Annotated in this window: 26 protein-coding genes and 1 riboswitch; all 26 genes read left to right on the top strand. The window is 46.5% G+C overall.

The window, feature by feature from the left end:
- Positions 1-39: 39 nt before the first annotated feature.
- The 26 genes from ychF to spoIID all read left to right on the top strand — a co-directional run bounded on the left by ychF (position 40) and on the right by spoIID (position 25,539).
- Entirely contained in the window at positions 40-1,140 is a 1,101-nt protein-coding gene (gene ychF, locus MKZ16_RS30665) for a redox-regulated ATPase YchF (RefSeq protein ID WP_036681604.1), read from the top strand.
- Positions 1,141-1,373: 233 nt separating this feature from the next.
- On the top strand, positions 1,374-2,450 hold the full coding sequence (prfA, locus tag MKZ16_RS30660; protein ID WP_036681601.1) for a peptide chain release factor 1: 1,077 nt from the start codon (positions 1,374-1,376) through the stop codon (positions 2,448-2,450).
- Between the two features lie 25 nt (positions 2,451-2,475).
- Positions 2,476-3,432 carry a peptide chain release factor N(5)-glutamine methyltransferase gene (gene prmC, locus MKZ16_RS30655; RefSeq protein ID WP_339815983.1) on the top strand — a complete coding sequence of 319 codons (957 nt, stop codon included), beginning with the start codon at positions 2,476-2,478 and terminating at the stop codon, positions 3,430-3,432.
- Between the two features lie 139 nt (positions 3,433-3,571).
- Positions 3,572-4,756, top strand: a complete 1,185-nt coding sequence (locus tag MKZ16_RS30650; protein ID WP_038573650.1) for an FtsW/RodA/SpoVE family cell cycle protein — start codon at positions 3,572-3,574, stop codon at positions 4,754-4,756.
- A gap of 527 nt (positions 4,757-5,283) precedes the next feature.
- Entirely contained in the window at positions 5,284-6,471 is a 1,188-nt protein-coding gene (locus tag MKZ16_RS30645) for an FtsW/RodA/SpoVE family cell cycle protein (RefSeq protein ID WP_038573648.1), read from the top strand.
- Positions 6,472-6,554: 83 nt separating this feature from the next.
- Entirely contained in the window at positions 6,555-7,313 is a 759-nt protein-coding gene (spoIIR, locus tag MKZ16_RS30640) for a stage II sporulation protein R (protein WP_080742650.1), read from the top strand.
- Positions 7,314-7,419: 106 nt separating this feature from the next.
- Positions 7,420-8,685, top strand: a complete 1,266-nt coding sequence (locus MKZ16_RS30635; protein WP_076107113.1) for an L-threonylcarbamoyladenylate synthase — start codon at positions 7,420-7,422, stop codon at positions 8,683-8,685.
- Between the two features lie 104 nt (positions 8,686-8,789).
- On the top strand, positions 8,790-9,362 hold the full coding sequence (locus MKZ16_RS30630) for a manganese efflux pump MntP family protein (protein WP_038573646.1): 573 nt from the start codon (positions 8,790-8,792) through the stop codon (positions 9,360-9,362).
- Between the two features lie 45 nt (positions 9,363-9,407).
- Positions 9,408-9,995 (top strand): low molecular weight protein arginine phosphatase, encoded by a 588-nt coding sequence (locus MKZ16_RS30625; RefSeq protein ID WP_036681588.1) that lies wholly within the window; start codon positions 9,408-9,410, stop codon positions 9,993-9,995.
- Between the two features lie 48 nt (positions 9,996-10,043).
- A riboswitch (ZMP/ZTP riboswitch) is annotated at positions 10,044-10,126 on the top strand.
- A gap of 74 nt (positions 10,127-10,200) precedes the next feature.
- Complete coding sequence (locus MKZ16_RS30620; RefSeq protein ID WP_038573643.1) at positions 10,201-10,785, top strand: TIGR01440 family protein; 585 nt, start codon at positions 10,201-10,203, stop codon at positions 10,783-10,785.
- Between the two features lie 114 nt (positions 10,786-10,899).
- The gene (gene glyA / locus MKZ16_RS30615; protein ID WP_038573642.1) at positions 10,900-12,147 is read left to right on the top strand and encodes a serine hydroxymethyltransferase; all 1,248 of its coding nucleotides are present in this window, start codon (positions 10,900-10,902) and stop codon (positions 12,145-12,147) included.
- A gap of 422 nt (positions 12,148-12,569) precedes the next feature.
- Entirely contained in the window at positions 12,570-13,199 is a 630-nt protein-coding gene (gene upp / locus MKZ16_RS30610; protein WP_036681583.1) for a uracil phosphoribosyltransferase, read from the top strand.
- A 58-nt stretch (positions 13,200-13,257) separates the two neighbouring features.
- Positions 13,258-14,418 (top strand): UDP-N-acetylglucosamine 2-epimerase (non-hydrolyzing), encoded by a 1,161-nt coding sequence (gene wecB, locus MKZ16_RS30605; RefSeq protein WP_036681581.1) that lies wholly within the window; start codon positions 13,258-13,260, stop codon positions 14,416-14,418.
- Between the two features lie 178 nt (positions 14,419-14,596).
- Entirely contained in the window at positions 14,597-14,830 is a 234-nt protein-coding gene (locus MKZ16_RS30600; RefSeq protein ID WP_036681579.1) for an AtpZ/AtpI family protein, read from the top strand.
- Entirely contained in the window at positions 14,823-15,200 is a 378-nt protein-coding gene (locus tag MKZ16_RS30595; protein WP_036681578.1) for an ATP synthase subunit I, read from the top strand. The genes MKZ16_RS30600 and MKZ16_RS30595 overlap by 8 nt, the downstream gene beginning before the upstream one ends.
- Positions 15,201-15,229: 29 nt before the next feature.
- Positions 15,230-15,997 (top strand): F0F1 ATP synthase subunit A, encoded by a 768-nt coding sequence (gene atpB, locus MKZ16_RS30590; RefSeq protein WP_036681575.1) that lies wholly within the window; start codon positions 15,230-15,232, stop codon positions 15,995-15,997.
- 105 nt (positions 15,998-16,102) lie between these two features.
- Positions 16,103-16,315, top strand: a complete 213-nt coding sequence (atpE, locus tag MKZ16_RS30585; protein WP_036681574.1) for a F0F1 ATP synthase subunit C — start codon at positions 16,103-16,105, stop codon at positions 16,313-16,315.
- A 97-nt stretch (positions 16,316-16,412) separates the two neighbouring features.
- Entirely contained in the window at positions 16,413-16,901 is a 489-nt protein-coding gene (atpF, locus tag MKZ16_RS30580) for a F0F1 ATP synthase subunit B (RefSeq protein WP_036681571.1), read from the top strand.
- The gene (locus MKZ16_RS30575) at positions 16,898-17,449 is read left to right on the top strand and encodes a F0F1 ATP synthase subunit delta (RefSeq protein WP_036681568.1); all 552 of its coding nucleotides are present in this window, start codon (positions 16,898-16,900) and stop codon (positions 17,447-17,449) included. Before atpF ends, MKZ16_RS30575 begins: the two co-directional genes overlap by 4 nt.
- 11 nt (positions 17,450-17,460) lie before the next feature.
- Positions 17,461-18,972 (top strand): F0F1 ATP synthase subunit alpha, encoded by a 1,512-nt coding sequence (gene atpA, locus MKZ16_RS30570; protein WP_036681566.1) that lies wholly within the window; start codon positions 17,461-17,463, stop codon positions 18,970-18,972.
- A 150-nt stretch (positions 18,973-19,122) separates the two neighbouring features.
- Positions 19,123-19,992 carry an ATP synthase F1 subunit gamma gene (gene atpG / locus MKZ16_RS30565; protein ID WP_036681564.1) on the top strand — a complete coding sequence of 290 codons (870 nt, stop codon included), beginning with the start codon at positions 19,123-19,125 and terminating at the stop codon, positions 19,990-19,992.
- Between the two features lie 239 nt (positions 19,993-20,231).
- Complete coding sequence (gene atpD, locus MKZ16_RS30560; RefSeq protein ID WP_036681562.1) at positions 20,232-21,632, top strand: F0F1 ATP synthase subunit beta; 1,401 nt, start codon at positions 20,232-20,234, stop codon at positions 21,630-21,632.
- 102 nt (positions 21,633-21,734) lie between these two features.
- A complete protein-coding gene (locus MKZ16_RS30555) occupies positions 21,735-22,151 on the top strand; it encodes a F0F1 ATP synthase subunit epsilon (protein ID WP_036681559.1) in 417 nt (138 codons plus the stop codon).
- 195 nt (positions 22,152-22,346) lie between these two features.
- A complete protein-coding gene (locus tag MKZ16_RS30550) occupies positions 22,347-22,604 on the top strand; it encodes a DUF1146 family protein (RefSeq protein ID WP_036681556.1) in 258 nt (85 codons plus the stop codon).
- A gap of 199 nt (positions 22,605-22,803) precedes the next feature.
- A complete protein-coding gene (gene murA, locus MKZ16_RS30545) occupies positions 22,804-24,180 on the top strand; it encodes a UDP-N-acetylglucosamine 1-carboxyvinyltransferase (protein ID WP_036681554.1) in 1,377 nt (458 codons plus the stop codon).
- 216 nt (positions 24,181-24,396) lie between these two features.
- A complete protein-coding gene (gene spoIID, locus MKZ16_RS30540; protein WP_076106983.1) occupies positions 24,397-25,539 on the top strand; it encodes a stage II sporulation protein D in 1,143 nt (380 codons plus the stop codon).
- Position 25,540 lies beyond the last annotated feature (1 nt).

Raw genomic sequence — 25,540 nt, 5'->3', positions numbered from 1 at the left:
GGATGATCAATTTAGCTGAAAATAGGAGTTGTCATATAAATGGCTTTGAAAGCTGGAATCGTCGGTCTTCCTAACGTAGGAAAATCCACATTGTTTAATGCGATAACGCAAGCGGGAGCAGAATCCGCTAACTACCCTTTTTGTACCATTGACCCTAACGTCGGTGTTGTTGAAGTTCCAGACGAACGTCTTGATAAACTGACTGAGCTGGTACAGCCGAACAAGACCGTACCTACTGCTTTTGAATTTGTTGATATTGCTGGTCTCGTGCGTGGTGCGAGTAAAGGAGAAGGACTAGGCAACAAGTTCCTGGCCCATATCCGTGAAGTAGATGCTATCGTGCATGTGGTTCGTTGTTTTGAAGATGAGAACGTTACCCACGTTGATGGAAAAGTAAACCCGATCAGCGACATCCAGACCATTAATCTGGAGCTGATTCTTGCTGATATTGAGAGCATTGAGAAGCGGATTGAGCGTTCCCGTAAGAATATCAAAGGCGGCGACAAGAAATACGCTCAAGAAGTTGAACTGCTAGAACGCGTCAAAGAAGTGCTCTACGAAGATAAACCTGCACGCAGTATAGAATTGTCTGATGACGAGAAGCTTATTATCCGTGATCTTCATTTGTTAACATTGAAGCCAGTGCTGTATGCGGCGAATGTAAGTGAAGATGAAGTGGCAAGTGCTGAGGACAATCCTTATGTACAGCAAGTTCGTGATTTCGCAGCTACTGAAGGTGCAGAAGTGGTTCCGATCAGTGCTAAGGTGGAAGCAGAAATTGCTGAACTTGAAGGTGAAGATAAAGCTATGTTCCTGGAAGAGCTGGGACTGGAAGAATCCGGCCTTAACCGGTTGATTAAAGCGGCTTATAAACTGCTTGGCTTGTATACGTATTTCACAGCAGGCGTTCAGGAAGTTCGGGCGTGGACGATTCGCCGCGGCACCAAAGCACCTGGAGCTGCCGGTGTGATTCATACAGATTTCGAACGCGGATTTATCCGTGCTGAAGTAGTGGCTTACGCGGATCTTGTGGCAGCTGGTTCCATGAACGGTGCGAAGGAACGTGGTCAACTACGTCTTGAAGGTAAAGAATATTTGGTGCAAGACGGCGACGTAATGCATTTCCGTTTTAACGTTTAAGTTGTTTTAAGTGTACGAATGATATAGGGGTCATCTCGAGCAGTGGGAGTTTCTATTGCTGGGATGATCCTTTTTAAAAATATAAGCTTTTTATTAAGGTATTGTGCGTACGGAACTGTAGCCATTTCACAATATCTTTGGTATAATATAAAGTCGTATATCTATTTTTATGACAGTACAAATTTGATGTTATATTTGCGAATTTGAAATTGAATCAGGAGAGGTGAATTCCCTTGTTGGACCGATTGCAATCCCTGGCGGACCGCTATGAGAAGCTCAGTGAACTGCTTTGTGATCCGGATGTTGCAAACGACAGTAAGAAACTGAGGGACTATTCCAAAGAACAATCAGACCTACAGCCCGCATTTGAGGCGTATACTGAATATAAGAGTGTAATGGAAGAGCTTGAAGCTGCTAAGCAGATGCAAGGCGAAAAGCTTGATGATGAGATGAAAGAAATGGTCAAGATGGAAATTGATGACCTTTCCAAACGTCAAGTGGAGCTGGAAGAGAGAATCCGCGTATTGCTGCTGCCTAAAGACCCGAATGATGATAAGAACGTAATCGTTGAAATTCGTGGTGCAGCAGGTGGAGATGAAGCAGCATTGTTCGCTTCAGATCTTTACCGGATGTACACTCGTTATGCTGATGCACAAGGATGGCGCGTTGAGTTAATGGATGTTAACGCGAGTGATCTTGGTGGATTCAAAGAGGTAATCTTCCTTATTAACGGCCGTGGTGCATACAGTAAGCTGAAATACGAAAGTGGTGCGCATCGCGTACAACGTATCCCAGCGACTGAATCCGGAGGTCGTATTCATACCTCTACTTCTACGGTGTCCGTGATGCCGGAAGCTGAGGCTTTTGAGATTGAGATCCATGATAAAGATATTCGCGTGGATACCTTCTGTTCAAGTGGTGCAGGCGGACAGTCTGTAAATACGACCAAGTCTGCAGTGCGTGTAACCCATGTACCTACAGGCATCGTTGCTACCTGTCAGGACGGTAAGTCGCAGAACTCCAATAAAGAAAAAGCGCTGCAAGTGCTTCGTGCCCGTATCTCTGATATGAAACGGCAGGAAGAAGAAGCGAAGTATGCTGGTGAACGGAAGAGCAAAGTAGGTACGGGTGACCGTAGTGAGCGCATTCGGACGTATAACTTCCCGCAGAGCCGGGTTACAGACCATCGTATTGGCCTGACACTGCACCGTTTGGAGCAGGTTATGAACGGAGAAATCACTGAAATTATCTCAGCCCTTTCAATCGCTGAACAAGCTGACTTGATGGATAATATGGATAATGGAGAATAATGCTTTGAACGATGGCGTATATGTCATGTCGGAAGTCAAAAGCATCCGGGAAGCCTTTGCGGAGGCTTCTTCTTTTTTGAGCCGGAGCGGCTGCAATGAACCGCAGCGCAGTGCACAATTGCTGCTGGAGCATGTACTTGGAGTGTCTGGCGCAGCTTATTACATGGCGCTGGCAGATCCTTTTCCAGCTGCGGTTAAGGAAGCGTTTGAGGCGGGAGTTACCCGCCGGGGCGCTGGTGAGCCGGTGCAGTATATCATCGGCGAGCAAGAATTCTACGGGCGGCCTTTTGAGGTGACGCCTGACGTGCTTATTCCGCGGCCGGAAACGGAGCTGCTTGTCGAGGAGATTTTACGTTACGGCGCGGAGCTTTGGCCGGACGGCGTTGTAACGCCGGGCGAAGCGGCGCTGGATAGCGCGGGCGGAGATACGGCCCGCAACGGAGGCGGCGCGGGGGACGTGCGCGGCGCCGCAAGACCGCTGACCGCCGTCGACATCGGCGCCGGCAGCGGAGCGATCTCCGTCACGTTGGCGGCGGAAGCGCCGGCGTGGCGGGTCTGCGCCGGCGATATTTCGCCGGCGGCTCTGGCTGTGGCCGAGCGCAACGCTTTGCGCAATGGCACAGCTGTGGACTTTCGGCTCGGCGATCTGCTCGAGCCGTTCGCGGGGATGGAGACGGATATTCTCGTCTCCAACCCGCCGTACATCCCCGGCGAGGATATCGCCGGGCTGCAGCGTGAGGTGCGCGACCATGAGCCGCGCACTGCGCTGGATGGCGGAGCGGACGGGCTGGACCCGTACCGCCGCATGATGGAGCAGCTGACGCTGCTCCCGGCACCGCCGCGCCTGATCGGCTTTGAGCTTGGCTTCGGTCAAGCTGAGCAAGTCGCTGCACTCCTTGCGGCAGCGGGCCATTGGACGGAGATTATCACCATTAATGATCTGGCTGGAATCCCGCGTCATGTGCTAGGCATAACGAAATAATATTGCCTACTTTGCAGAGGGTTCCTTTGTCCAGGGTAGAGAAATTGTATTTTCAATCCGACTTCCTTTATAATAGTATTTAGCAGGATTTCTCAGGGGATCATAAAGAAAGACCGGATATAGAGTAGGGAGGCAGAGCGTGCTTCAGAAGATTAAAAAGATTGATGGTGCTATTGTAGTCGTTCTGTTATTACTCATGGTGGTCAGCATCTTCGCCATATATAGTGTTACTCATGGAAGAGAGAAGCTGGACGGACATCATATTCGTATGATGATGTATTATGCTATTGGTTTTGTAGCTTTTATTGGAATGACCTTTTTGGATTACAGAATATTAGTGAAATATGCGATATATATTTATTTGTTTGGGATAGGGATGCTGGTGCTCGTCAGCTTTTTGGGCGAGACTAAAAATAATGCACAAGGCTGGTTGACCCTGCCTGGAGGACTGAGTCTGCAGCCTGCTGAGCTGTTCAAGTTGATATTAATTCTTTTTCTGGCGGCCATGCTTGTCCGCAAGAATAAGAGTAAGCTTCTGTTCTGGCGGGATGTTGTGCCACTCGGCCTTCTGACCTTGTTTCCATTTCTTATTGTTCTTACCCAAAATGACCTTGGGAATGCCTTGTCTTACGTTGTGATTCTTGCGGGTCTGTTGTGGATTGGCAATATTAAATACACGCATGCATTAATCGGGCTGGTCATCGTGGCTAGTTCTGCGATTGCGGGAATTATGAGTTATATCCATTATCACGATGAAATTAAAACCTTTCTTACGGATATTGGGCGATCTCACTGGATTGAACGTTTTGATCCTTGGCTTGTTCCCGAAAAGGCAACAGAAAAGGCTAAGTATCATACCACCAATGCTAGAATTGCTATTGCTTCTGGAGGAATGAGTGGTGATGGCTATATGAAGGGAGATTCCGTTCAAACGAATCGTGTGCCATATACCTACTCGGACTCCATTTTCGTGCAAATTGCCGAGGAATTCGGTTTTGTGGGGGCGGCGCTGCTGCTGCTGCTGTACTTTATCCTCATTCACCGAATGATTCTGATTGCGCTGGAGTGTAAGGATAGAGCCGGGCCGTTCTTGATTGTCGGAATTGTCGCCATGATGCTATATCAGATTTTTGAGAATATCGGCGCATTTATCGGCTTGATGCCTTTGACTGGTATTACGCTACCTTTCATCAGCTTCGGGGGTACATCACTGCTCATCAATATGGCCAGCATCGGGCTGGTAATGAGTGTGCGCCTGCACGGGCAAGAAGTAGAAGAAGATTTTCCTAAACCTACTCCTTATGCAGCTGCCAAACAGGTGTAACCACGAAATAAAATAGAACCGTCAGGTCCTTATTGTTTAATAGGGGGCTGGCGGTTCTTTTTGATGGTGGACGGCTTCGTCGGATTGGTGTAATACGTAATACGGACCGTTTCAGGTAAGCTGGCTGGAAGTAATTCGTATTCGTATTCGTATTTGTATTTGTATTTGTATCCTGACTCGGACTCAGATGCCCTTATATTCGAATATTAACTACTTATTGGATAGTATCGGACCGCAAAGACGTTATTTGATCAAAAAGACTGGATTTACTGCAAAATGGCAAGTAATAACGACTCTGGAGTCCGCAAAAGTTCCCGTGGAGCAATAAATCCATAAATAAAGTCTACTGAGTCCGATAGGTTTGGATTATAGAGTAAAATCACGTCAGAGTGTAATTTTAATAGAAAGATATTTTATAGATTGGCTACATAAATTTGGAATTATATTGACGAATGTTTTACAATAGAAAGGAACGACTTTCCCTGAGAGAGGAGAGTTGAAACCTTAACAGAGTAAGGGGCTTGCAGATGCTTCAAAAGTTCAAAAGGATTGATAAGGTAATTGTTACTGTTCTGATTTTGCTGATGGTGATTAGTATTTTTTCAATATACAGTGTAACTAATGGAAGAATAACGCCTCCGATGAAATTGGATGGCTTTCATTTACAAATGCTTAAATACTATATTTTAGGTTTTGTGGTTTTTATTGTGCTCGCTTTTGTGGACTTTAAGATATTTGTTAAACATGCACTTTATATTTATCTCTTGGGCTTAGTCTTGTTAGTGTCGGTTAGTTTTATTGGTAAAGTAGAGAACGGTGCTCAATTGGGACTTGAGATCGGTGGACTTAGGTTTCAGCCTGCCGAGCTGTTTAAATTGGTATTAATTCTTTTTTTATCATCGATCTTAATTCGAAAACAAGGGTCTACCTTAACCTTCTGGAAAGGAATTGTTCCTCTCACCATTCTTACGTTCATTCCATTTGGAATAGTGATTATGCAAAATGATTTGGGAAATGCCCTTAGTTACATCGTAATATTAATTGGACTTTTATGGATTGGGAACATCAAATTGTCGCATGCGCTCATCGGCTTGCTTATAGTGGGTGGGATTGGTCTTGCTGGGATTTTGAGCTATATAAACTATCATGATGAAGCAGTCAATTTTTTTGAAGGCATTGGTAAGGATCATTTAGTGGAGCGGTTTGACCCTTGGCTGGTACCTGATTTAGCGACAGATAAGGCAAGCTATCACACGAAAAATGCCAAATTAGCTATAGCCTCCGGGGGAATGAGTGGAGAGGGATATATGCAGGGCAGCTCTGTGCAGAATAATCGTGTCCCATATACCTATTCGGATGCGATATTCGTGCAGATTGCCGAGGAGTTTGGATTTGTGGGGTCTGCGCTGCTTCTCTTGCTCTTTTTTATTTTGCTGCATCGGATGATATTGATTGCTCTCGAGAGTAAGGAGCGTAGCGGACCATTTCTAATCATTGGAATTACGGCTATGCTGTTGTATCAAATTCTTGAGAATGTTGGAGCTTTTATCGGCCTGATGCCGTTGACAGGAATAACACTTCCGTTTATCAGTTATGGAGGCACGTCTCTTCTGATTAATATGGCCAGCATGGGGGTCGTGATGAGCGTGCATCTTTATGGGCAGGATGTGGAGGAAGATTTGCAGCTGCATAAGGAGCTGGCATTGAAGTTATAAATTTAATAGATTCATAGGTTTGCAGTCTCTTATCTCCGGGCATACTACTAGCATGAGAGTTAAGAGGAGAGGGGCTGCAACAAATGAACGATAATCATATGAATAAAAGAGATTCCTTACGTGTAACTTTTAAGTATACTGCCATTTTAATTTGTTTTTTTATGGTCCTCATGATGGCTTGGGAAGGTCAAAAAACCGATGCTGCAGTAGCTGAAGTATCTATTCCCCAAGAATCTATCCGGTTACGTATTCTAGCTAATTCTGACGGAGCGCAAGATCAGCTGGTGAAACGGCAAATTCGTGATAAAATTGTGGAGCAAATGAACCAGTGGGTATCTGCTCTTGAGGATCCGCAGAGCTTGGAGCAGGCACGTGCTCTGATTAGAAATCATCTGCCGGAGCTTAATGCGCTGGTTGGATCAGAGCTGGAGAAACGGGGCATTGAATATTCCTACAAAGTGGAGCTCGGCGTGGTTCCTTTTCCCACTAAATTATACGGTGGTACTGTCTATCCTGCTGGGGAGTATGAAGCTGTGCGGGTCACACTTGGTGCGGGCAAGGGACAAAATTGGTGGTGTGTACTGTTTCCTCCGCTTTGCTTTATCGATGCAGGCTCCGGAGATGCGGCAGCGCCTGCTGCTGACAAAGGTACAAAAACAGTGTCCGCTGCTGGTGCGGATAGCAGTGCTAAGGTGAAATCGGCAGCTGCAAAAACAGTGCAGGCTGATTCCACGGCAGGAAGTGCTTCATCAGGAGAAACTGCTGCTGAGCCAGAGGTACGGTTCTTCGTCTGGGAGCTGCTGCAAAACCTTTGGAACTGGATCAGTGGATTATGGTCGTAAGACCCCAGATATGTTACTATTTTATAAGCAGATCTATCACGGCTCCCTACTGGGGCCGTTTTTTTGCTAAAGATAAATTATATCTTCTAGAAAGCCTGTGATGAGAATGAATGAACACAATAATCCTTTATTCGCCGTTCAGCGGCGGAGTGGAAATAGAGATGAGACTGTATACTGGAAGTTGAATTCTGTTGAGGGAACGAACTCTGAGGTATTTCAGCCGAATGAAGCTGACAAGCTGGCGATAGCGGAGGCAGCAACAATGCTTCGCGAAGGCGGAACAGTGGCTTTTACAACCGAAACCGTCTACGGGCTAGGGGCGGATGCCCGAAATACGTCGGCAGTTGAGGCTGTTTTTGCGGCAAAAGGCCGGCCCTCTGACAATCCGTTAATTGTACATATTGCGGATACGGCAGCTTTGGACGAGCTTGTTGCAGAGATGCATCCTAAGGCGGCCGCGCTGATGGCAGCTTATTGGCCTGGTCCGCTGACAGTTGTGCTTCCTGTTCGTGAAGGTGTACTGTCGCCTTGTGTGACGGCGGGTTTGGATACGGTTGGTGTGCGGATGCCGGATCATCCGGTAGCTCTGGCGCTGATAAGTGCAGCGGGTTGTCCAGTTGCGGCGCCCAGCGCTAATCGTTCGGGTCGACCGAGCCCGACATTAGCTTCACATGTGATGGAAGATTTGGCTGGATACATCGATGGCGTCCTTGATGGTGGTGCTGCTGGAGTTGGACTAGAGTCAACAGTGGTACAGGTACAGCCTGACGGAAAAGTTGCTGTGCTGCGCCCCGGCGGGATTACTTCGGAGCAATTGGCTGCAGTGGTGGGAGCAGAAGCTGTAAGCTCAGAGCCCGGTAATGCTGAGGCAACTGTTGCCGCTACCACTACTGTCGTGGCTGATTCGGGGGCTGTAAAGACTCCCGTTGCTAGGTCTGAAACCGTTAAGTCTGCTGCTGGTTTCAGTACTGCTGGCGACAGCTCGGCACCGCGCGCGCCGGGCATGAAGTACACGCACTACGCGCCGCGCGGCTGGCTTGGTGTAGTGCGCGGCTCTTCCCCGCAACGCGTGGCGGACGAAGCCGCAAGTCAACTTCAGGCGGCGCAGCTAAACGGCGAGATCACGGGCCTGCTCCTCTTTGAGGAGCATAAGGCCCTTTATCCCGCCGACCCTGCCGCCTGTGTCCTTTCCCTTGGCTCGTTATCCTCGCCGGAGGAAGGGGCCCGCTCCCTATATGCCGCTTTGCGGCGGTTCGATGAAGCGGGAGCGACTTACATCTTAGCCGAGGCTTGCCCGTATACGGGCCTCGGCGCTGCCATCATGAACCGGCTTATGAAAGCCGCCGGCGGATCCGTCATCGACGCCGGATAACCACGGCGTTGCTTTTTCGTATATGACTCCCATATGAAGTCATGATTACCCCCTTGTCCGCATATCGTTGTTGTACAAGATATTTCGGACTTGGGGGGTTAAGCATGGGCTTAGGAGATGTATATACCGAATGGGGGCAGATTGTTACCATTACTATAATGGCGGTTGCATTAGGGATGGATGCCTTTTCGCTCGGTGTAGGGATCGGGATGAAAGGTATTCGTCTGCTGCATGTTCTGCAAATGAGTCTGCTCATTGCTGTTTTTCATATGCTGATGCCTCTCCTGGGTTTGTTGACAGGAAGTTATGTCGGACACTTGTTAGGTCAAGTAACGACTTATGCTGCTGGAGGTCTTCTAGTTCTTTTGGGCGGGCATATGGTGTACAACTCCTTTCGTCCGGATACGGGAAGCTCGCGAGCTATGGATCATCGAACCTTGTGGGGGATGATACTTCTTTCGCTCAGTGTGAGTATTGACTCTTTCTCCGTGGGTGTATCACTGGGGATGTTTGTGAATGGAGTGCTTTTGACCATCTTAGCCTTCGGTGCCTGCGGGGGACTAATGTCGATTCTAGGGTTGCTAATTGGACGGCATGTCAGTCGTGGTCTCGGGGATTATGGAGAAGCACTAGGCGGTGCAATACTTCTGGGGTTTGGCTTGCTATTCATCTTTTGATACAATAACGGCATTAGAATATTTAATTTCATGGGGGTGCAAAACATGCTGCATATTTTATTCGTCTGCACCGGAAATACATGCCGAAGTCCTATGGCTGAGGGGCTTTTACGAAAGCTCGCGAAGGAACGTGGAATCGACCTGGAAGTGCGGTCTGCAGGTGTATCCGCCATTTCCGGTACTTCTATATCAAGACATGCTGCAGCTATACTGCAGGAAGAAGGAATTCATGATTCAATGGAGTCGTCACAATTGACAGGTCAAGCTGTCGCTTGGGCCGACCTTGTGCTGACCTTGACGGGTGGGCATAAGCAGCATTTGCTGCAGTATTTTCCGGATGCTGTAACGAAAACCTATACATTGAAGGAATACGTGCATGATGAAGATGCGGTGACGGAAGATATCAAGGAATTGGACAGCCTTTACGCAGATGCGGAGTTGAGCTTAGCCCTTGGTGGTGAACCGAATGCAACGGATCTGCAGCGGATGATTGAGATTCGCCAGCGTATTCCGAGCTTCGATATTTCTGATCCATTTGGTGGCACGCGTGAGGACTATGAGCTAACTGCTGCTGAGATTCGCACTGCGCTATTCAGTTTGCTGGATAAGCTGGAAACCTTCCGCCATTTGTAAATGGTTGATTTTCAGTTCACTTTGCTTTAAGATGAAGTTACAAATAATCGGTTCCGATGTAACTGGCGACAAATGTGGATCAAACCACGATGGAGCATCGGAATAAACGGCCGGTCGCCTGGGCAAAAGAGCAAATCCGCAGCTACCTGCGGACTGCTCTTTTTTGTTTAAAATAAGCTTGTTTGAAGTTTGAGGAGGTAGAGTGATGGACGAAGTTGTAGAGCTATCATTAACTGATGCCACCGTCACTGTGTTAAGGGAGTTGGCGGAGGCTGGTAACCTTGGGTCAGGCAAAATTGTTGTCATCGGAGTGAGCACAAGTGAAGTTGCTGGTGTCCGGATTGGAACTGGTGGTGCACTTGAAGTTGCAGAACAACTGCTTGAAGGTGTTCGTTTAGTAGCAGCGGAAAAAGGATTTCATCCCGTGTATCAGTGCTGTGAGCATTTAAATCGTGCACTTGTGATGGAACGCTCTCTGCTAGAGTCACTTGGTCTGAAGGAAGTATCAGCTGTACCTATACGAGGTGCTGGAGGTTCGATGGCTACGGCTGCTTATCACGCTATGAAAGATCCTGTTTTGGCGGAAACGATAGAAGCTCATGCTGGTTTGGATATTGGCGAGACACTGATAGGAATGCATTTACGGCGGGTAGCCGTTCCTTTCCGTCCGACTCTACGATACATTGGAGCAGCCAGAGTGAATGCGGCATGGACCAGACCCCCACTAATTGGCGGTGAACGTGCGGTATATCGTGCTCCAGAACAAAGTGGTTCACAGTTTTGTGATTAATGAACTTTAGTTTTATATTTTTTGCAGAAACGAAGACCTAAGTCTCTTTATAGCGGGCAAATCGTTTCTACTTAAATACAACATATCTACACACACTAGGGAGGAAATAAGAACATGGAACAATTGCGTAAGAGTGACCCGGCAGTACTGGAAGCGATGGAACTGGAACTGAAACGTCAGCGTGCCAACATTGAGCTTATTGCCTCAGAGAATATCGTTAGCGAAGCCGTAATGGAAGCTATGGGCTCCGTGCTTACGAACAAATATGCAGAGGGTTATCCAGGCAAACGATATTATGGTGGCTGTGAAGATGTAGATATCGTTGAGAACCTTGCTCGTGATCGTGCAAAAGAATTGTTTGGTGCGGATCATGTTAATGTACAGCCACACTCCGGTGCTCAAGCTAATATGGCTGTTTATCTGGCTGCGCTTAAGCCTGGCGACACTGTTCTTGGAATGAATTTGGCGCACGGCGGTCATTTGACACATGGTAGCCCAGTTAATGCTTCTGGATTGCTTTATAACTTCGTTGCTTATGGAGTACAAGAAGATACTTTCCTAATTGATTATGATGAAGTACGTAAAGCAGCCTTCAAGCACCGTCCAAAAATGATTGTAGCTGGTGCCAGTGCCTATCCGCGTATTATTGATTTCGAAAAACTTGGCGCTATCGCCAATGATGTGGGTGCGCTATTTATGGTAGATATGGCCCATATCGCAGGATTGGTTGCTGCTGGTCTTCATCCGAGCCCGGTTCCTCATGCTCATTTCGTTACAACTACTACGCATAAGACTTTGCGCGGTCCCCGCGGAGGTATGATTATGTGCAGACAGCCGTGGGCAGCTGCTATTGATAAAGCGGTATTCCCTGGTTCCCAAGGTGGACCTTTGATGCATGTAATTGCTTCAAAAGCAGTCGCATTTGGTGAAGCATTGCAGCCATCTTTTAAGACTTATGCTCAAAATGTAGTGAAGAACGCTAATGTTCTTGCAGAAACGTTGATCAGCGAAGGGGTTAACATTGTATCCGGAGGTACAGATAACCACTTGATGCTGCTGGATACCCGTAATCTGAACATTACCGGAAAAGATGCGGAAAAAGTACTAGATTCCATCGGGATTACTGTGAATAAAAACGCAATTCCATTTGATCCTACAAGTCCTTTTGTAACAAGCGGTATTCGGATTGGTACACCTGCAGTCACATCCCGTGGTATGGACGAGCAGGCAATGGTCACTATTGGACGTATCATTGCTAATGTTCTAAAGAATCCGAAGGATGAGGCAAACTTGGCAGAATCTGCCCGTCAAGTGGCTGAGTTGACTGACCAATACCCTCTTTATCCAGAGTTGAAATACTAAATTTTTGCTTCCAATAAGAAATGATTCTGCCTCCATTCATACCCTCTTCCGGGTTTGATGGAGGCTTTTTTGTTGCATATTGTTCACAAATATTACTGCAGTTAATAGATGAAATTGAATGAAATTAATCTTGAAAGTTCATGGAACTTTCAATAAAATTAGTGAAAATAATGTGAATAGTATGAAAAAGCCAAAGTTGCACAACATAATCTAGGTTTTATAAGTGATTGGTTTCCTAATTAAGCCAATCATTACCTTTAAAAACAAGGAAATACAAGGGAATATGTTCAATGTGAGTTCAAGTACCATTCTGAGGTGAAATGCAGCGGCGGGAGTGCTATAATAGACAGGATTTAGCCACTGAGAAGCAAAGCGCTTTCTATGGCTATAGACAAGACTTACAATTACCGGAGGGACAGTAAATGGGAAAATTGGTGATTTGCGATCATCCTTTAATTCAACACAAACTAACATTTATTCGCGACGTTAGAACAAACACGAAGGATTTCAGAGAACATGTTGACGAAGTTGCCACATTGATGGCTTATGAGATTACACGTGATATTCCACTAGAGACAATTACGGTACAGACACCGGTCACTGAGACGGAAAGCAAAGTGATTTCGGGAAGAATGCTGGGGCTTATTCCTATTCTTCGTGCGGGTTTAGGTATGCTTGAAGGTGTACTGAAGCTTCTACCTGCGGCTAAAGTAGGACATGTAGGGCTTTTCCGTGATCCAGACACTCTTCAACCAGTGGAGTATTATATCAAGCTTCCAACTGATGTACAGGAACGTGAGTTGATAGTGATTGACCCAATGCTTGCTACAGGCGGATCCGCAATTGCTGCGATTACCTCACTGAAGAACCGTGGTTGTACACAGATCAAAATGATGAACTTGATTGCAGCGCCAGAAGGTGTTGCTGCAGTTCAGGAAGCTCATCCGGATGTTGATATTTATGTAGCAGCGCTTGATGATCATTTGAATGAACATGGATACATCGTGCCAGGTCTTGGAGATGCTGGTGACCGTCTTTATGGAACCAAGTAATAAGTAATTAAGTATTAAGTATAGTAATGCGAGAATATTTGATGAGAGGGTAGGGGTTATGTCCAAAATCAAAGTAATGACTATTTTCGGAGTGCGCCCCGAGGCGATCAAGATGGCTCCTCTGGTTCTTGAACTGAAGAAGCATCCTGAGCATATCGAATCAATAGTATGTGTAACAGCACAGCATAGAGAACTGCTCGATCAAGTGTTGGAAGTGTTTAATATCACCCCTGATTACGATTTGGACGTGATGAAGGACCGTCAGACCTTGAACGAGATTACTATTCGTGTGCTTGAAGGTTTGGAACCTGTACTGAGGGAGGTTAAGCCTGACCTCGTGCTGGTGCATGGGGACACCTTAACAACGTTTTTAGCTAGTTACGCTTCCTTCCTGCAGCAAATTCAGGTTGGGCACGTAGAAGCAGGACTTAGGACATGGAACAAATTGTCTCCTTATCCTGAAGAAATGAACCGCCAATTAACAGGTGTATTAGCCGATCTGCATTTCGCTCCAACCGATTGGTCAGCTAGTAATCTGAGACACGAGAACAAAAAAGAATCAAGTATTTATATCACAGGCAACACCGTAACTGATGTGTTTCAATATACCGTACAGCCGGATTATCGGCATCCTGTTTTGGATTTTGCTTCAGGAAAAAGACTTATTTTGATGACTGCTCACCGCAGAGAATCTCAAGGTGAACCGCATCGTAATATCTTCCGAGCTATTAAAAGAATCGCTGATGAATTCGAAGATGTCGCCATTGTTTACCCTGTGCATCCGAGTCCTGCCGTTAAGGAACCTGCACATGAGATACTGGGAGGACATCCAAGAATTAAGCTGATTGATCCGCTGGATGTCGTGGACCTGCATAATTTTTATCCGCATACTCACTTGATATTGACCGATTCCGGCGGTCTGCAAGAGGAAGCTCCTTCTTATGGAGTGCCTGTTCTTGTGCTTCGTGATACAACGGAGCGTCCCGAAGGGATAGAGGCTGGAACGCTGGAACTTGTGGGCACGGACGAGGAGAAGGTGTATCAACGGACACATGCTCTTTTGACTGATAATGAGCTCTATCAGTCGATGAGTCGGGCCGCCAACCCGTATGGAGATGGCAAGGCTTCCCAACGGATTGTCAATGCGATTTTGCACCATTTTGGTGTTAATAAGGAACGTCCTGAAGAGTTTCACAGAATGTTCACAAAAAATAAATAATTTCAATTAAACTAATATCTGATCTGATTAAAATCAACATACAGTGAAACTGTACGGTTTATATGGTTTTGGAACGTTTTGCTGTGATTATTTTCATGTTTTCAAGGGTTTTTAGGCAATGTTCAATGAATTGACAAAGACTCAGGAAATTCAGTAAAATTAGTTGGGATTGTAGCCCATGAAAGAACAAAATAGCAAGGACAGCTTGTTACAGACCGCGCTTGTCATTGGAAGTGCAGGCACTTTGCTTGCCGCTTACATTCTTATTGGTTTTTTTGCGGCAAGATGGCTGAAAGACCTGATGGAGGGGCCGAAATATTGGCTCGCCATTGGCACTATAACTGGAATGATTCTGGGAATTGTGAATGTCGCCTTGTTAATTAAAAAATTTTTGGGGGAGCAGAATGGATAATATGACTCCCATGATCAATACCGTCACTAGAGTTACGCTCGTCCTTATGGCAGGACTCTTAATGGGCTGGGTGCTTCATCATGAGACCCGGGCAATTACACTGGGCATGACTCTGGGTCTGGTGGCGGGATTGGTAAACTTTCGTTATCTGGCCGTCAAGGTTCGACGGGTTACGCAGTCGATTGCGAGCAACGAAGGGAATGCCTTCAGCCTCGGTTTTGTTACACGGATTAGCTTCGCAATTTTGGTCACCATGTTCTCGGTCAAGATTGAGCATTTCTCCCTGGTAGCAACTGTTTCGGGCGTATTCATTCCTCAGCTTCTCGCCATTCCTGCGGGGATATATCTGAGTGTGAAGAATAAGCTTTAACCAGATTAAAGAGAAAGGGGGATGATACTATGCATGACATGCCGAAAATATTTGTCGGGGGAATACCGATAGATTTATCCGCCGTGTTGATGCTTCTGATCAGTTGTACAGTGGTATTTGTTCTGGTTATGCTTTCGGTTCGTAAGCTTTCCGTTGAAAATCCATCCAAGCTTCAGAACTTCATGGAATGGGTTGTGGAATTTGTAGAGGGTGTCATAAGCAGTGCCATGGATCTGAAGAAAGGAAAACCTTACATATCTTTAGGGTTGACATTGATTCTGTTTATCTTTGTTTCCAATCTACTTGGATTGCCTTTCTCCGTTGTAACTGAGGCGCATGGACCTGTAACAGTGTTTGGCCACGTGATTGAAGCAACTAAGAACTTGGCGAATGGTGAGCATGCAGAAATTTTATGGTACAAGTCGCCAACTGCTGACATTAATGTCACTGCAGGATTGGCAATCATAGTATTTGTACTGATGAACTTTCTGGGCATTAAGCTCAACGGCAAACATTATTTCAAACACTACATCGAGCCGTTTCCAATCTTTTTGCCACTGAACATTATCGAAAACCTGGCAAAACCTGTAGCGTTGGCTATTCGTCTATTCGCTAACATTTTCGCCGGAGAAGTACTAATTACAGTCATTTTGAAGCTGGGGATTCTCAGTATTCCGTTCCTGGCTGTATGGCAGGGCTTCAGTATTTTCGTCGGGGCACTACAAGCGTTTATCTTTACGATTCTGACGATGGTTTATATCGCACAGATGACGATTCACGAAGAAGAAGCACATTAATGAACTGCTGCGAAGAGAACGGCTATCGTCTGATTTTCCTTCGTGGGAGATATCTTATATCATTAAACACAAATATGAACCGAAATTAAAGGAGGATATTTACAAATGGAATTTTTAGCAGCAGCAATAGCGGTTGGATTGGGTGCACTTGGCGCAGGTCTTGGTAACGGTATGATCGTTAGTAGAACAGTTGAGTCCATCGCTCGTCAACCAGAAGCGAAAAATGCTTTGCAAACAACAATGTTTATTGGTGTAGGTATCGTCGAAGTTATTCCGTTGGCAGCAACAGTTATCGCATTCCTGATTATGTTTACTTAATAAACCGTAGTTACGGTTTGGCGGGGACGGCCGATGCCATCCGCGCCTTACTTTTGTATACGTCCGCATGACGCGGTAACGGAAGGGAGTGACCTCAGTGGATATTGTTTGGACAAACATAGTATTTTCAATTGTCGCCTTTGGGATTTTATATTTCTTGCTTAGCAAGTATGCGTTCAGCAAACTTTTTGCAGTTATGGAGAAACGCCGTGAGCTGGTAATGCAGCAAATGGACGAAGCTGCGAAGACTAGAGAACAAGCGGTCGCGTATGTGGAAGAGCAGAAGCAAGCGCTGAACAGTGCACGCCAGGAAGCTCAACAGATTATTCAACAATCGCAAATCACAAGCAATCTACAGGTAGAACAAACTTTGGCACAAGCCAAAGCAGATGCAGCACGTGTCAAAGAAGAGGCTGTGCGCGATATCGAGAACGAAAAGAACAAAGCAGTGGAAGAGTTGCGCAGCGAAATTGGAACGGCATCTGTTCGTATTGCTTCTAAACTTCTTAAGAAAGAAGTTAGTGCTAGCGGCGAGCAGGAGCAACTTGTGAACCAATACCTCAAAGAGGTAGGAGGCCAATCATGAGCCGCGATACGGTAGTTGCCAAGCGCTACGCTAGAGCATTGTACAGTGCAGCGGTAGAGAAAGGGATTACCCTTGAAGTAGAAGAAGAGCTCAAGGCAGTGGTTGGATTATTACATTCCGACCAAGAGATAAAGCGGTTTATTCTTGCACCGCGCATCTCGGAGTCCGACAAGCTGAAAGTGCTGCGCACAGCGCTTCAAGATAAGCTCTCTCCCATCGTGATGAACATTGTAGAATTGTTAGTAGAGCGAGGCAGAACCGATATTTTTGCCGATCTGCTGGATACGTATATCAAGATTGAAGGAGACGCTCTTGGCATTGGTGATGCTAAGGTATACTCTGTTTATTCTTTAAGTGAAGAAGAAAAAGCAGCTGTAGCTGCAGAATTCGGCCAACTCGTAAACCGTAAAATCCGGATTACGAATGTGGTGGACCCAAGCCTGTTGGGAGGACTGAAAGTTTATATCGGCGATAAGCTGTATGACGGCAGTCTCTCTAACAAATTGGAGCGTCTCGAGAAATCCTTTAATGATAAGCATAGAAGATAGGGGTGAGGATATTGGGCATCAGACCTGAAGAGATCAGCACTTTGATCAAAAGTCAAATTGAGGAATATAAAGCCGATATCGAAGTTGCCGAAGTCGGCACCGTCATTCAAGTCGGCGACGGTATCGCCCGTGTCTACGGTCTGGAAAACGCAATGGCAGGCGAATTGCTAGAGTTCTCCAACGGAGTAGTGGGCATGGCGCTCAATCTGGAAGAAAGCAACGTCGGTGTTGTTATTCTGGGTGAGTACAAGGAAATTCGTGAAGGCGATCAAGTAAAACGTACAGGACAAATTATGCAAGTTCCTGTTGGTGAAGCTCTGCTCGGCCGTGTAGTTAACGCACTTGGTATGCCGCTTGACGGCAAAGGCCCAATTGCTACAACTGAATTCCGTCCTGTAGAAAATAATGCACCAGGTGTTATCGATCGTAAATCGGTACATGAACCGATGCAAACAGGTCTTAAAGCCATTGATGCGATGGTACCAATCGGTCGTGGACAACGCGAACTTATCATTGGTGACCGTCAAACAGGTAAGACTGCAATCGCAATTGACGCGATTATCAACCAAAAAGGCAACGGCATGAAATGTATTTATGTTGCCATTGGTCAAAAGCAATCCACGGTAGCACAGGTTGTAGAAACTCTTCGCCGTCATGGCGCTTTGGAATATACAATCGTTGTAACTGCATCGGCTTCCGAGCCGTCCCCATTGTTGTATATTGCTCCATACGCAGGCTGCGCAATGGGCGAATACTTCATGTACAAGGGCGAGCACGTACTGATCATTTACGATGACCTTTCGAAACAAGCTTCGGCTTATCGCGAATTGTCCTTGCTGCTTCGTCGTCCACCGGGTCGTGAAGCATTCCCAGGTGACGTATTCTACTTGCACTCCCGTCTTTTGGAGCGTGCAGCTAAGCTTAGTGATGAGCTTGGTGGTGGTTCATTAACCGCACTTCCATTTATCGAAACACAAGCATCCGACGTATCAGCTTACATTCCTACGAATGTAATCTCGATTACAGATGGTCAAATCTTCCTTGAATCCGATCTGTTCTACTCTGGTCAACGTCCGGCGATCAACGTCGGTATCTCCGTTTCCCGTGTAGGGGGCTCCGCTCAAATCAAAGCGATGAAGAAGGTAGCCGGCTCGCTCCGTTTGGATCTTGCCCAATATCGCGAACTTCAAGCCTTCTCACAGTTCGGCTCAGATCTTGATAAATCTACACTTGCCCGTCTGAATCGCGGGGCACGTATGATGGAAGTTCTGAAACAAGGTGTGAATCAGCCGTTGTCTGTTGAGCATCAAGTGCTCAGCTTGTACACAGCTGTAAAAGGATATTTGGATGATATTCCAGTTAAAGACGTAAAACGTTTTGAAAAGGAATTCCTTGCTTACATGGATAGCAGTGCTGCTGATGTAGCTCAATCCATCAGGGATACAAAAGATTTGACAGCTGATAACGAAGCCGCTCTAAAAGCAGCGATTGATACCTTTAAAAGAGGTTTCGCTACTAGCTAATATAGATAGACTTTAACGGATTTTACTAAGTGAGCTTTGGCTCTGCCGAAGCTCAGGCTGTGCTTATGAAGTAGCTTTGACTTCGTCAAAGTTAAGAGAGTGCTTACGAAGTTAGCTTTGACTCCGTCAAAGCTTTAAGGTGGTGAAATCATGGCAAGAAGCATGCGTGATATTAAACGTCAAATTAAGAGTGTTCAAAACACAAGACAGATCACAAAAGCGATGGAAATGGTAGCCGCATCCAAGCTGAGAAAAGCTCAGGAGAAGGCAATTGCCGCCCGTCCTTATGCTGAGAAGCTAAAAGAGGTTGTATCGAGCATTGCTGCTGGCACAGAAGGTGTTCAACACCCTATGCTGGTTAGCCGCCCTGTGAAGAAGACTGGTTATCTAATCGTTACCTCTGATAGAGGGCTTGCAGGTGGTTACAACGCTAATATTTTGCGTAAGGTGACGATGCTCATCGCGGAGAAGCATAAGTCCAAAGATGAGTACGCATTGTTTGTTATTGGTCGTAAGGGCCGTGACTTTCTACGTCGCCGTGAATATCCGATTGTACAGGAAGTTACTGAGCTATCGGATGCGCCGAAGTTTGCTGACATCAAGTCTATCGCGAATTCGGCAGTACAGCAGTTTGTAGATGGTACGTATGATGAGTTGTATGTTTGTTACAATCAATTCGTCAATGCTATCACCCAGATCCCAACCGTTGAGCGACTGTTGCCTATGGATGGAGTAGGGAATCAAGAGCATCATGAAGCTTCTGCAAACTACGAATATGAACCTTCACCGGAAGGCGTGCTAGAAGTATTGCTTCCAAAGTACGCTGAAACTTTGATTTATAGCGCAATTCTGGATGGCAAGGCCAGTGAGCTGGGTGCGAAAATGACAGCTATGGGCAGTGCAACGAAGAACGCGTCGAAAATGATCGGAGAACTTACCCTTACGTACAACCGTGCCCGTCAGGCGGCAATTACGCAGGAAATTACCGAGATCGTGGCCGGAGCGAACGCGCAGTCTTAAAATACAAGAAAAGTTAAACCGAGTGCTTAACTTGTCTTGTATTTTACGAGAAACAGTGCCGCTTGCTTAGGGTACATAGTTCCTTAAGAACGGCACTGTAAGTTCTTCTTACAATATAAGAAAGTATAGGTTTTACACTATACAAAATGCTTATATTTCTACGAGAAACGGTTGTCATCTTTATATGACGACAACGTCGTTTCTTCTTGATGTAACAGCTTTCGAGGAGGGAAAAGAAGATGAACAAAGGACGCGTTGTAAGCATTATGGGTCCGGTTGTCGATATTGAATTTGAACGCGGCCAGTTGCCCGAGATTTTCAACGCTATCAAAATTGAAACCGTCTTGGACAATGGTCGTCAGCTTAACCTAACACTTGAGGTTTCCAATCACTTGGGAGACAATCTGGTACGTTGTATCGCGATGTCTTCTACTGATGGTCTGGTTCGTGGACTGGATGCGATCGATCAAGGAGGTCCAATTTCGGTTCCTGTAGGGGAAGCGACATTAGGCCGTGTATTTAACGTACTTGGTAATCCAATTGATAACGCTGGTGAAGTTCTTGCTGAGAAAAAGAACCCGATTCACCGTCTCGCACCAACATTTGACGAATTGTCAACACAAGCGGAAATCCTGGAAACAGGTATTAAAGTTATCGACTTGCTCGCACCTTATGCTAAGGGTGGTAAAGTCGGCCTCTTCGGCGGTGCCGGCGTAGGTAAAACAGTAACAATCCAAGAATTGATTAATAACATTGCCCAAGAGCACGGTGGTATTTCCGTATTCGCAGGTGTCGGTGAACGTACTCGTGAAGGTAATGACCTTTATCACGAAATGACGGATTCCGGCGTTATTAAGAAGACAGCAATGGTCTTCGGACAAATGAACGAGCCTCCAGGTGCACGTCTTCGTGTAGCTTTGACCGGTTTGACCATGGCGGAATATTTCCGTGATGTGGAAGGCCGCGATACGCTGCTCTTTATCGATAATATATTCCGCTTTACCCAAGCGGGTTCCGAAGTATCCGCTCTTCTCGGCCGTATGCCATCCGCGGTTGGTTATCAGCCGACTTTGGCTACTGAAATGGGCCAGCTGCAAGAGCGTATCACATCGACTAAAAAAGGTTCCGTTACATCGATTCAAGCAATCTACGTACCGGCGGATGACTACACTGACCCTGCTCCGGCTACAGCGTTTGCTCACTTGGATGCAACAACTAACCTTGAGCGTAAAATTTCCGAGAAGGGGATTTTCCCAGCGGTTGATCCACTGGCTTCCAGCTCGCGTTTGCTAGCTCCAGAAATTGTTGGCGAAGAACATTACAACGTAGCACAAGGTGTTAAACAATTGTTGCAACGTTATACCGAGCTTCAAGACATCATTGCCATCTTGGGTATGGATGAATTGAGTGAGGATGATAAGGTTATCGTAGCTCGTGCTCGTAAAGTTGAACGCTTCCTGTCGCAGCCGTTCCACGTGGCTGAACAGTTCACTGGCTTTAAGGGCAAATATGTACCAATCAAAGAAACTGTACGCAGCTTTAAGGAAATCCTGGATGGTAAGCATGATGATCTTCCAGAAGCAGCTTTCCTATTTGTAGGTACGATTGAAGAAGCAGTAGAAAAAGCGAAATCGATGTAACCTGAGCTTAGCTAATGCTTTCGATGCAAGCTTTACTTCGTAAAGCTTAGTGCATGCTTTCGAAGCGAGCTTTACTATGTAAAGCTTTAAGGAGGAATGGAAGTGAATACCTTTTTGTTGGAAATTGTCACGCCGGAGCATCTCGTTTACTCCAAGCAAGTGAATAGCTTGATTGTAAGAGGGGTCGAAGGCGAGTTGGGTATTTTGCCGGGACACATTCCGCTTGTGACTCCACTTCAGGTTGCTCCGTTATCCGTCAAATCGGACGGTGTTACGATCTCCATCGCCGTTCATGGCGGGTTCGTTGAAGTGCATAAGGACAAAGTAACTGTGCTGGCTGAAAGTGCCGAGCTGCCAACAGATATCGATGTTGAGCGCGCCGAAGCGGCTAGAGAACGGGCTCAGCGCCGTCTCCAGACTCGGAGCAAACAAGATGATATCGATCACCGCCGTGCGGAATTGGCGCTGCAACGCGCTGTTACACGGATTAAAGTGTCCACTGGAAAAGGACAACAGTAGGATAAAAGCAGTCAAGCCTTATGGTTTGACTGCTTTTTTATTATAGTAATCTATTGAAAAAGGTTAAAATTTCTTCATTATTTTGGATAATGGCGCTGAATTGTTTAAAAATTTGTAAAAGTACTGGATTCTTTTGCCCTTCACAAGTATGATATAAGAGTCGATTTCCGAGTAATACGAACACGGAGGGTTAGCATGGAGGATATATTGTCGGGTGGGTTGTCTAGTGCAGTTGGAACCAGCAGTATGGTCTCAATGATTGTATCTTTGCTCAGTGTTGTATTATCTTGGTGGGCATTGCAGAACCTTAAGCTCGATTTGGTCATAAGATATCCCAAGAGTCCTCAGGGAAGGCTGCTGCACTTGCTGTTGGCCATTGTACTTGGTCGTTTTGTAGCGGGGTTCTTCCTGGATTACCTGAGCTGGAGTGGGATGATCCGATATATGTTTTAAGGGGATGTAGTTTGGTTATAAGTGTCTTAGGTCGCAGTGGTCAAAAGGTGTCGAATAATAAGGTTTTATTATGTCAACACTGAACTTTAAGGAACATGCCCGAGTAAATGGGCGTATTGATGGAGTAGAGAACTTTTTTGCAATTACTTTAATCTAAAAAAATAATTTAAGAAATAATGGACGCGGAGGGAAACCGAAAATGAGCAAATTTATCGTCCGCGGTGGCAACAGATTGACCGGGAGCGTGAAAGTTAGCGGCGCAAAAAATTCCGTATTACCGATCATAGCCGCCTCTCTATTGGCAGAAGAAGGAGTAAGCGTCATTGTAGACGCACCTCCGCTTGATGATGTGATGACGATATCAAAAATGTTGGAATCTCTGGGTGCAGGGGTTACATATCAGAACGATATTATCCAGGTGGATGCTACAAACATCACTTCCTGTGAAGCACCTTATGAATGGGTTCGAAAAATGCGGGCGTCTTTTTTAGTCATGGGCCCACTGTTATCTAGACTTGGTCAGACAAGAATTTCCCTGCCAGGCGGCTGTGCCATTGGTACACGACCGATTGATCAGCATTTGAAAGGGTTTGAAGCACTGGGTGCGGAGATTAGTCTCGGCCAGGGCTACATTGAAGCGAAAAGCAACGGACGCCTGCGCGGTGCCAAAGTGTATTTGGATGTAGCAAGCGTAGGTGCGACCGAAAATATAATGATGGCAGCTACACTAGCTGAAGGCGTGACCGTTATCGAGAATGCGGCTAAGGAGCCTGAGATTGTAGACCTAGCTAATTACTTGAATGGTATGGGCGCTATCGTGCGTGGTGCGGGAACAGGCGTTATTCGTATTGAAGGGGTAGAACGTCTGCATGGGGTCAAACATCATGTAATCCCTGACCGTATCGAAGCAGGTACGTACATGGCGGCTGCAGCAATTACCGGTGGCGATGTATATGTGGAAGGCGCAATTGCAGATCACTTAGGTCCTGTTATTGCTAAGATGGAAGAAATGGGTGTAACCATTATTCCCGACGAGAACGGTATTCGTGTAATCAGTGACAAGCCTCTCAAAGCTGTTGATTTGAAGACTTTGCCGTATCCAGGTTTTCCTACGGATATGCAGTCGCAAATGATGGCATTATTGCTGCGTTCTGAAGGTACCAGTGTCGTTACAGAAACCGTATTTGAGAACCGGTTTATGCATGTGGATGAATTCCACAACATGAACGCTGAGATTAAGATCGAAGGTCGCTCGGCGATCGTTACAGGTAATGCACAATTGGTCGGAGCTAAGGTTTGTGCTACGGATCTGCGTGCGGGAGCTGCGCTTATTTTGGCAGGACTGGTTGCTGAAGGCACTACTGAAGTAAGCGGAACTCATCATATTGACCGCGGGTATGTACATTTGGCTGAGAAGTTGTCCGGACTGGGTGCGGAAATTTGGCGCATTTCCATGGAGGATACTTCAGCGCAAACCGTGAAGGATGAAGTTCTTAAACCGGAAGTATCCAAGAGTGAATCGACTAAAACCGAAGAGGTTAAACCACGCTTTCAGGTTCAACCAACTTGGGTATAATATCACTCATTAGGAGAGACCAGGCTGCAGATTGCAGCTTGGTCTTTTTTTATGGAATCCTCATCTGATGGGGATTTTTTTGTGCGCAATTTAATAGCCTGCGGTCTAGTAATAGATTGAGGACAGGAACTCTCTTTCTCTCAAATTGTGTTCTAGCAGTTGCTGTAATTTCATATCTATAAGAATCACCAGTGATTCACGGAAGGAGCCATAGAGATGAAAGATTTCCGCTACTTGCGAAGAAACAAGACAACGCGCTGGCATTCGCGTCCCCTTGCTCCCCGGCGCAGGCGACTCATTCCCGTCGCCTGGCTCGCAGCGCCTTTCCTGGCGGCGCTGCTGATTCCGCTGGCGGTTGTCCCGCTACACCGGGGACAACCGGCGCCTGTGGCCGTGCCGGCGGTCACGGCCCCTCCGGCGGCGCCGGAGACGGCTGCGCAGGAAGCGCCGCAGCCGAACGTCTCTGTCTATTTGTCGCACAGCGGACAAATAGAGACATTGCCGCTGGAGGACTACGTCCGCGGCGTGCTAGCGGCCGAGATGCCGGCCGACTTTGAGCTTGAAGCGCTCAAAGCGCAGGCCGTAGCGGCCCGCACCTTTATCATGCGCCGCCTGGTGGCTGGCGACAGAAGCGGCGTACCCGTTCCGGAGGCGGATGTAACCGATACGGTAAGCCATCAGGCTTACATATCTAAGGACACGCTGGAACGGCAATGGAAGCTCGGCGGAAGAAGCGCCGACCTCGCAAAGCTGCAGCGCGCGGTCCTTGAGACGCGCGGAGTGATTATGACTTATAAAGGGCAGCCGATAACGGCCTCCTTTTTCGCCTCCAGTGGAGGATATACTGAGAACTCAGAAGAGTATTGGAATGCAGCGATTCCCTATCTGCGCAGTGTGACGAGTCCTTGGGAGAAAGAGATTACCCCAAACTATGCGGTGACTAACACTTTTACTGTTGCTGAGATACTTACTAGATTGGGTCTAGACGATAAAGTCATTCCTGCCTCCAAAGATACTACTAATTCAGGAACTACAACGAAGATTTCATCATCTTCGAGATTACCTATGGAAGTGTTGTCTCTTACCACTGGACATCGGATTAAAGAGATCTCAATTGGAGGCTCTATATTTACTGGACGTGAAGTGAGGGAGAAGCTAGGCCTACGATCCAGCCAATTCAGTTGGAGCCGTAAGGGGAATAAGATCTTGATCACGACCTTTGGAAATGGGCATGGAGTAGGGATGAGTCAGTGGGGGGCAAATGGGATGGCCAAAGAGGGTGGAACAGCTACCCAAATTCTCAAACACTATTATAGTGGTATCTCATTTACACAAATCTCAACTCTTCTGAAAAAATAAC

It is taken from the genome of Paenibacillus sp. FSL R5-0928, assembly GCF_037970385.1.
Lineage (GTDB): Bacteria > Bacillota > Bacilli > Paenibacillales > Paenibacillaceae > Paenibacillus_AQ > Paenibacillus_AQ odorifer.
The sequence above is the reverse complement of the archived record's forward strand: the minus strand, read 5'-3'. Positions and strand labels throughout refer to the sequence as shown.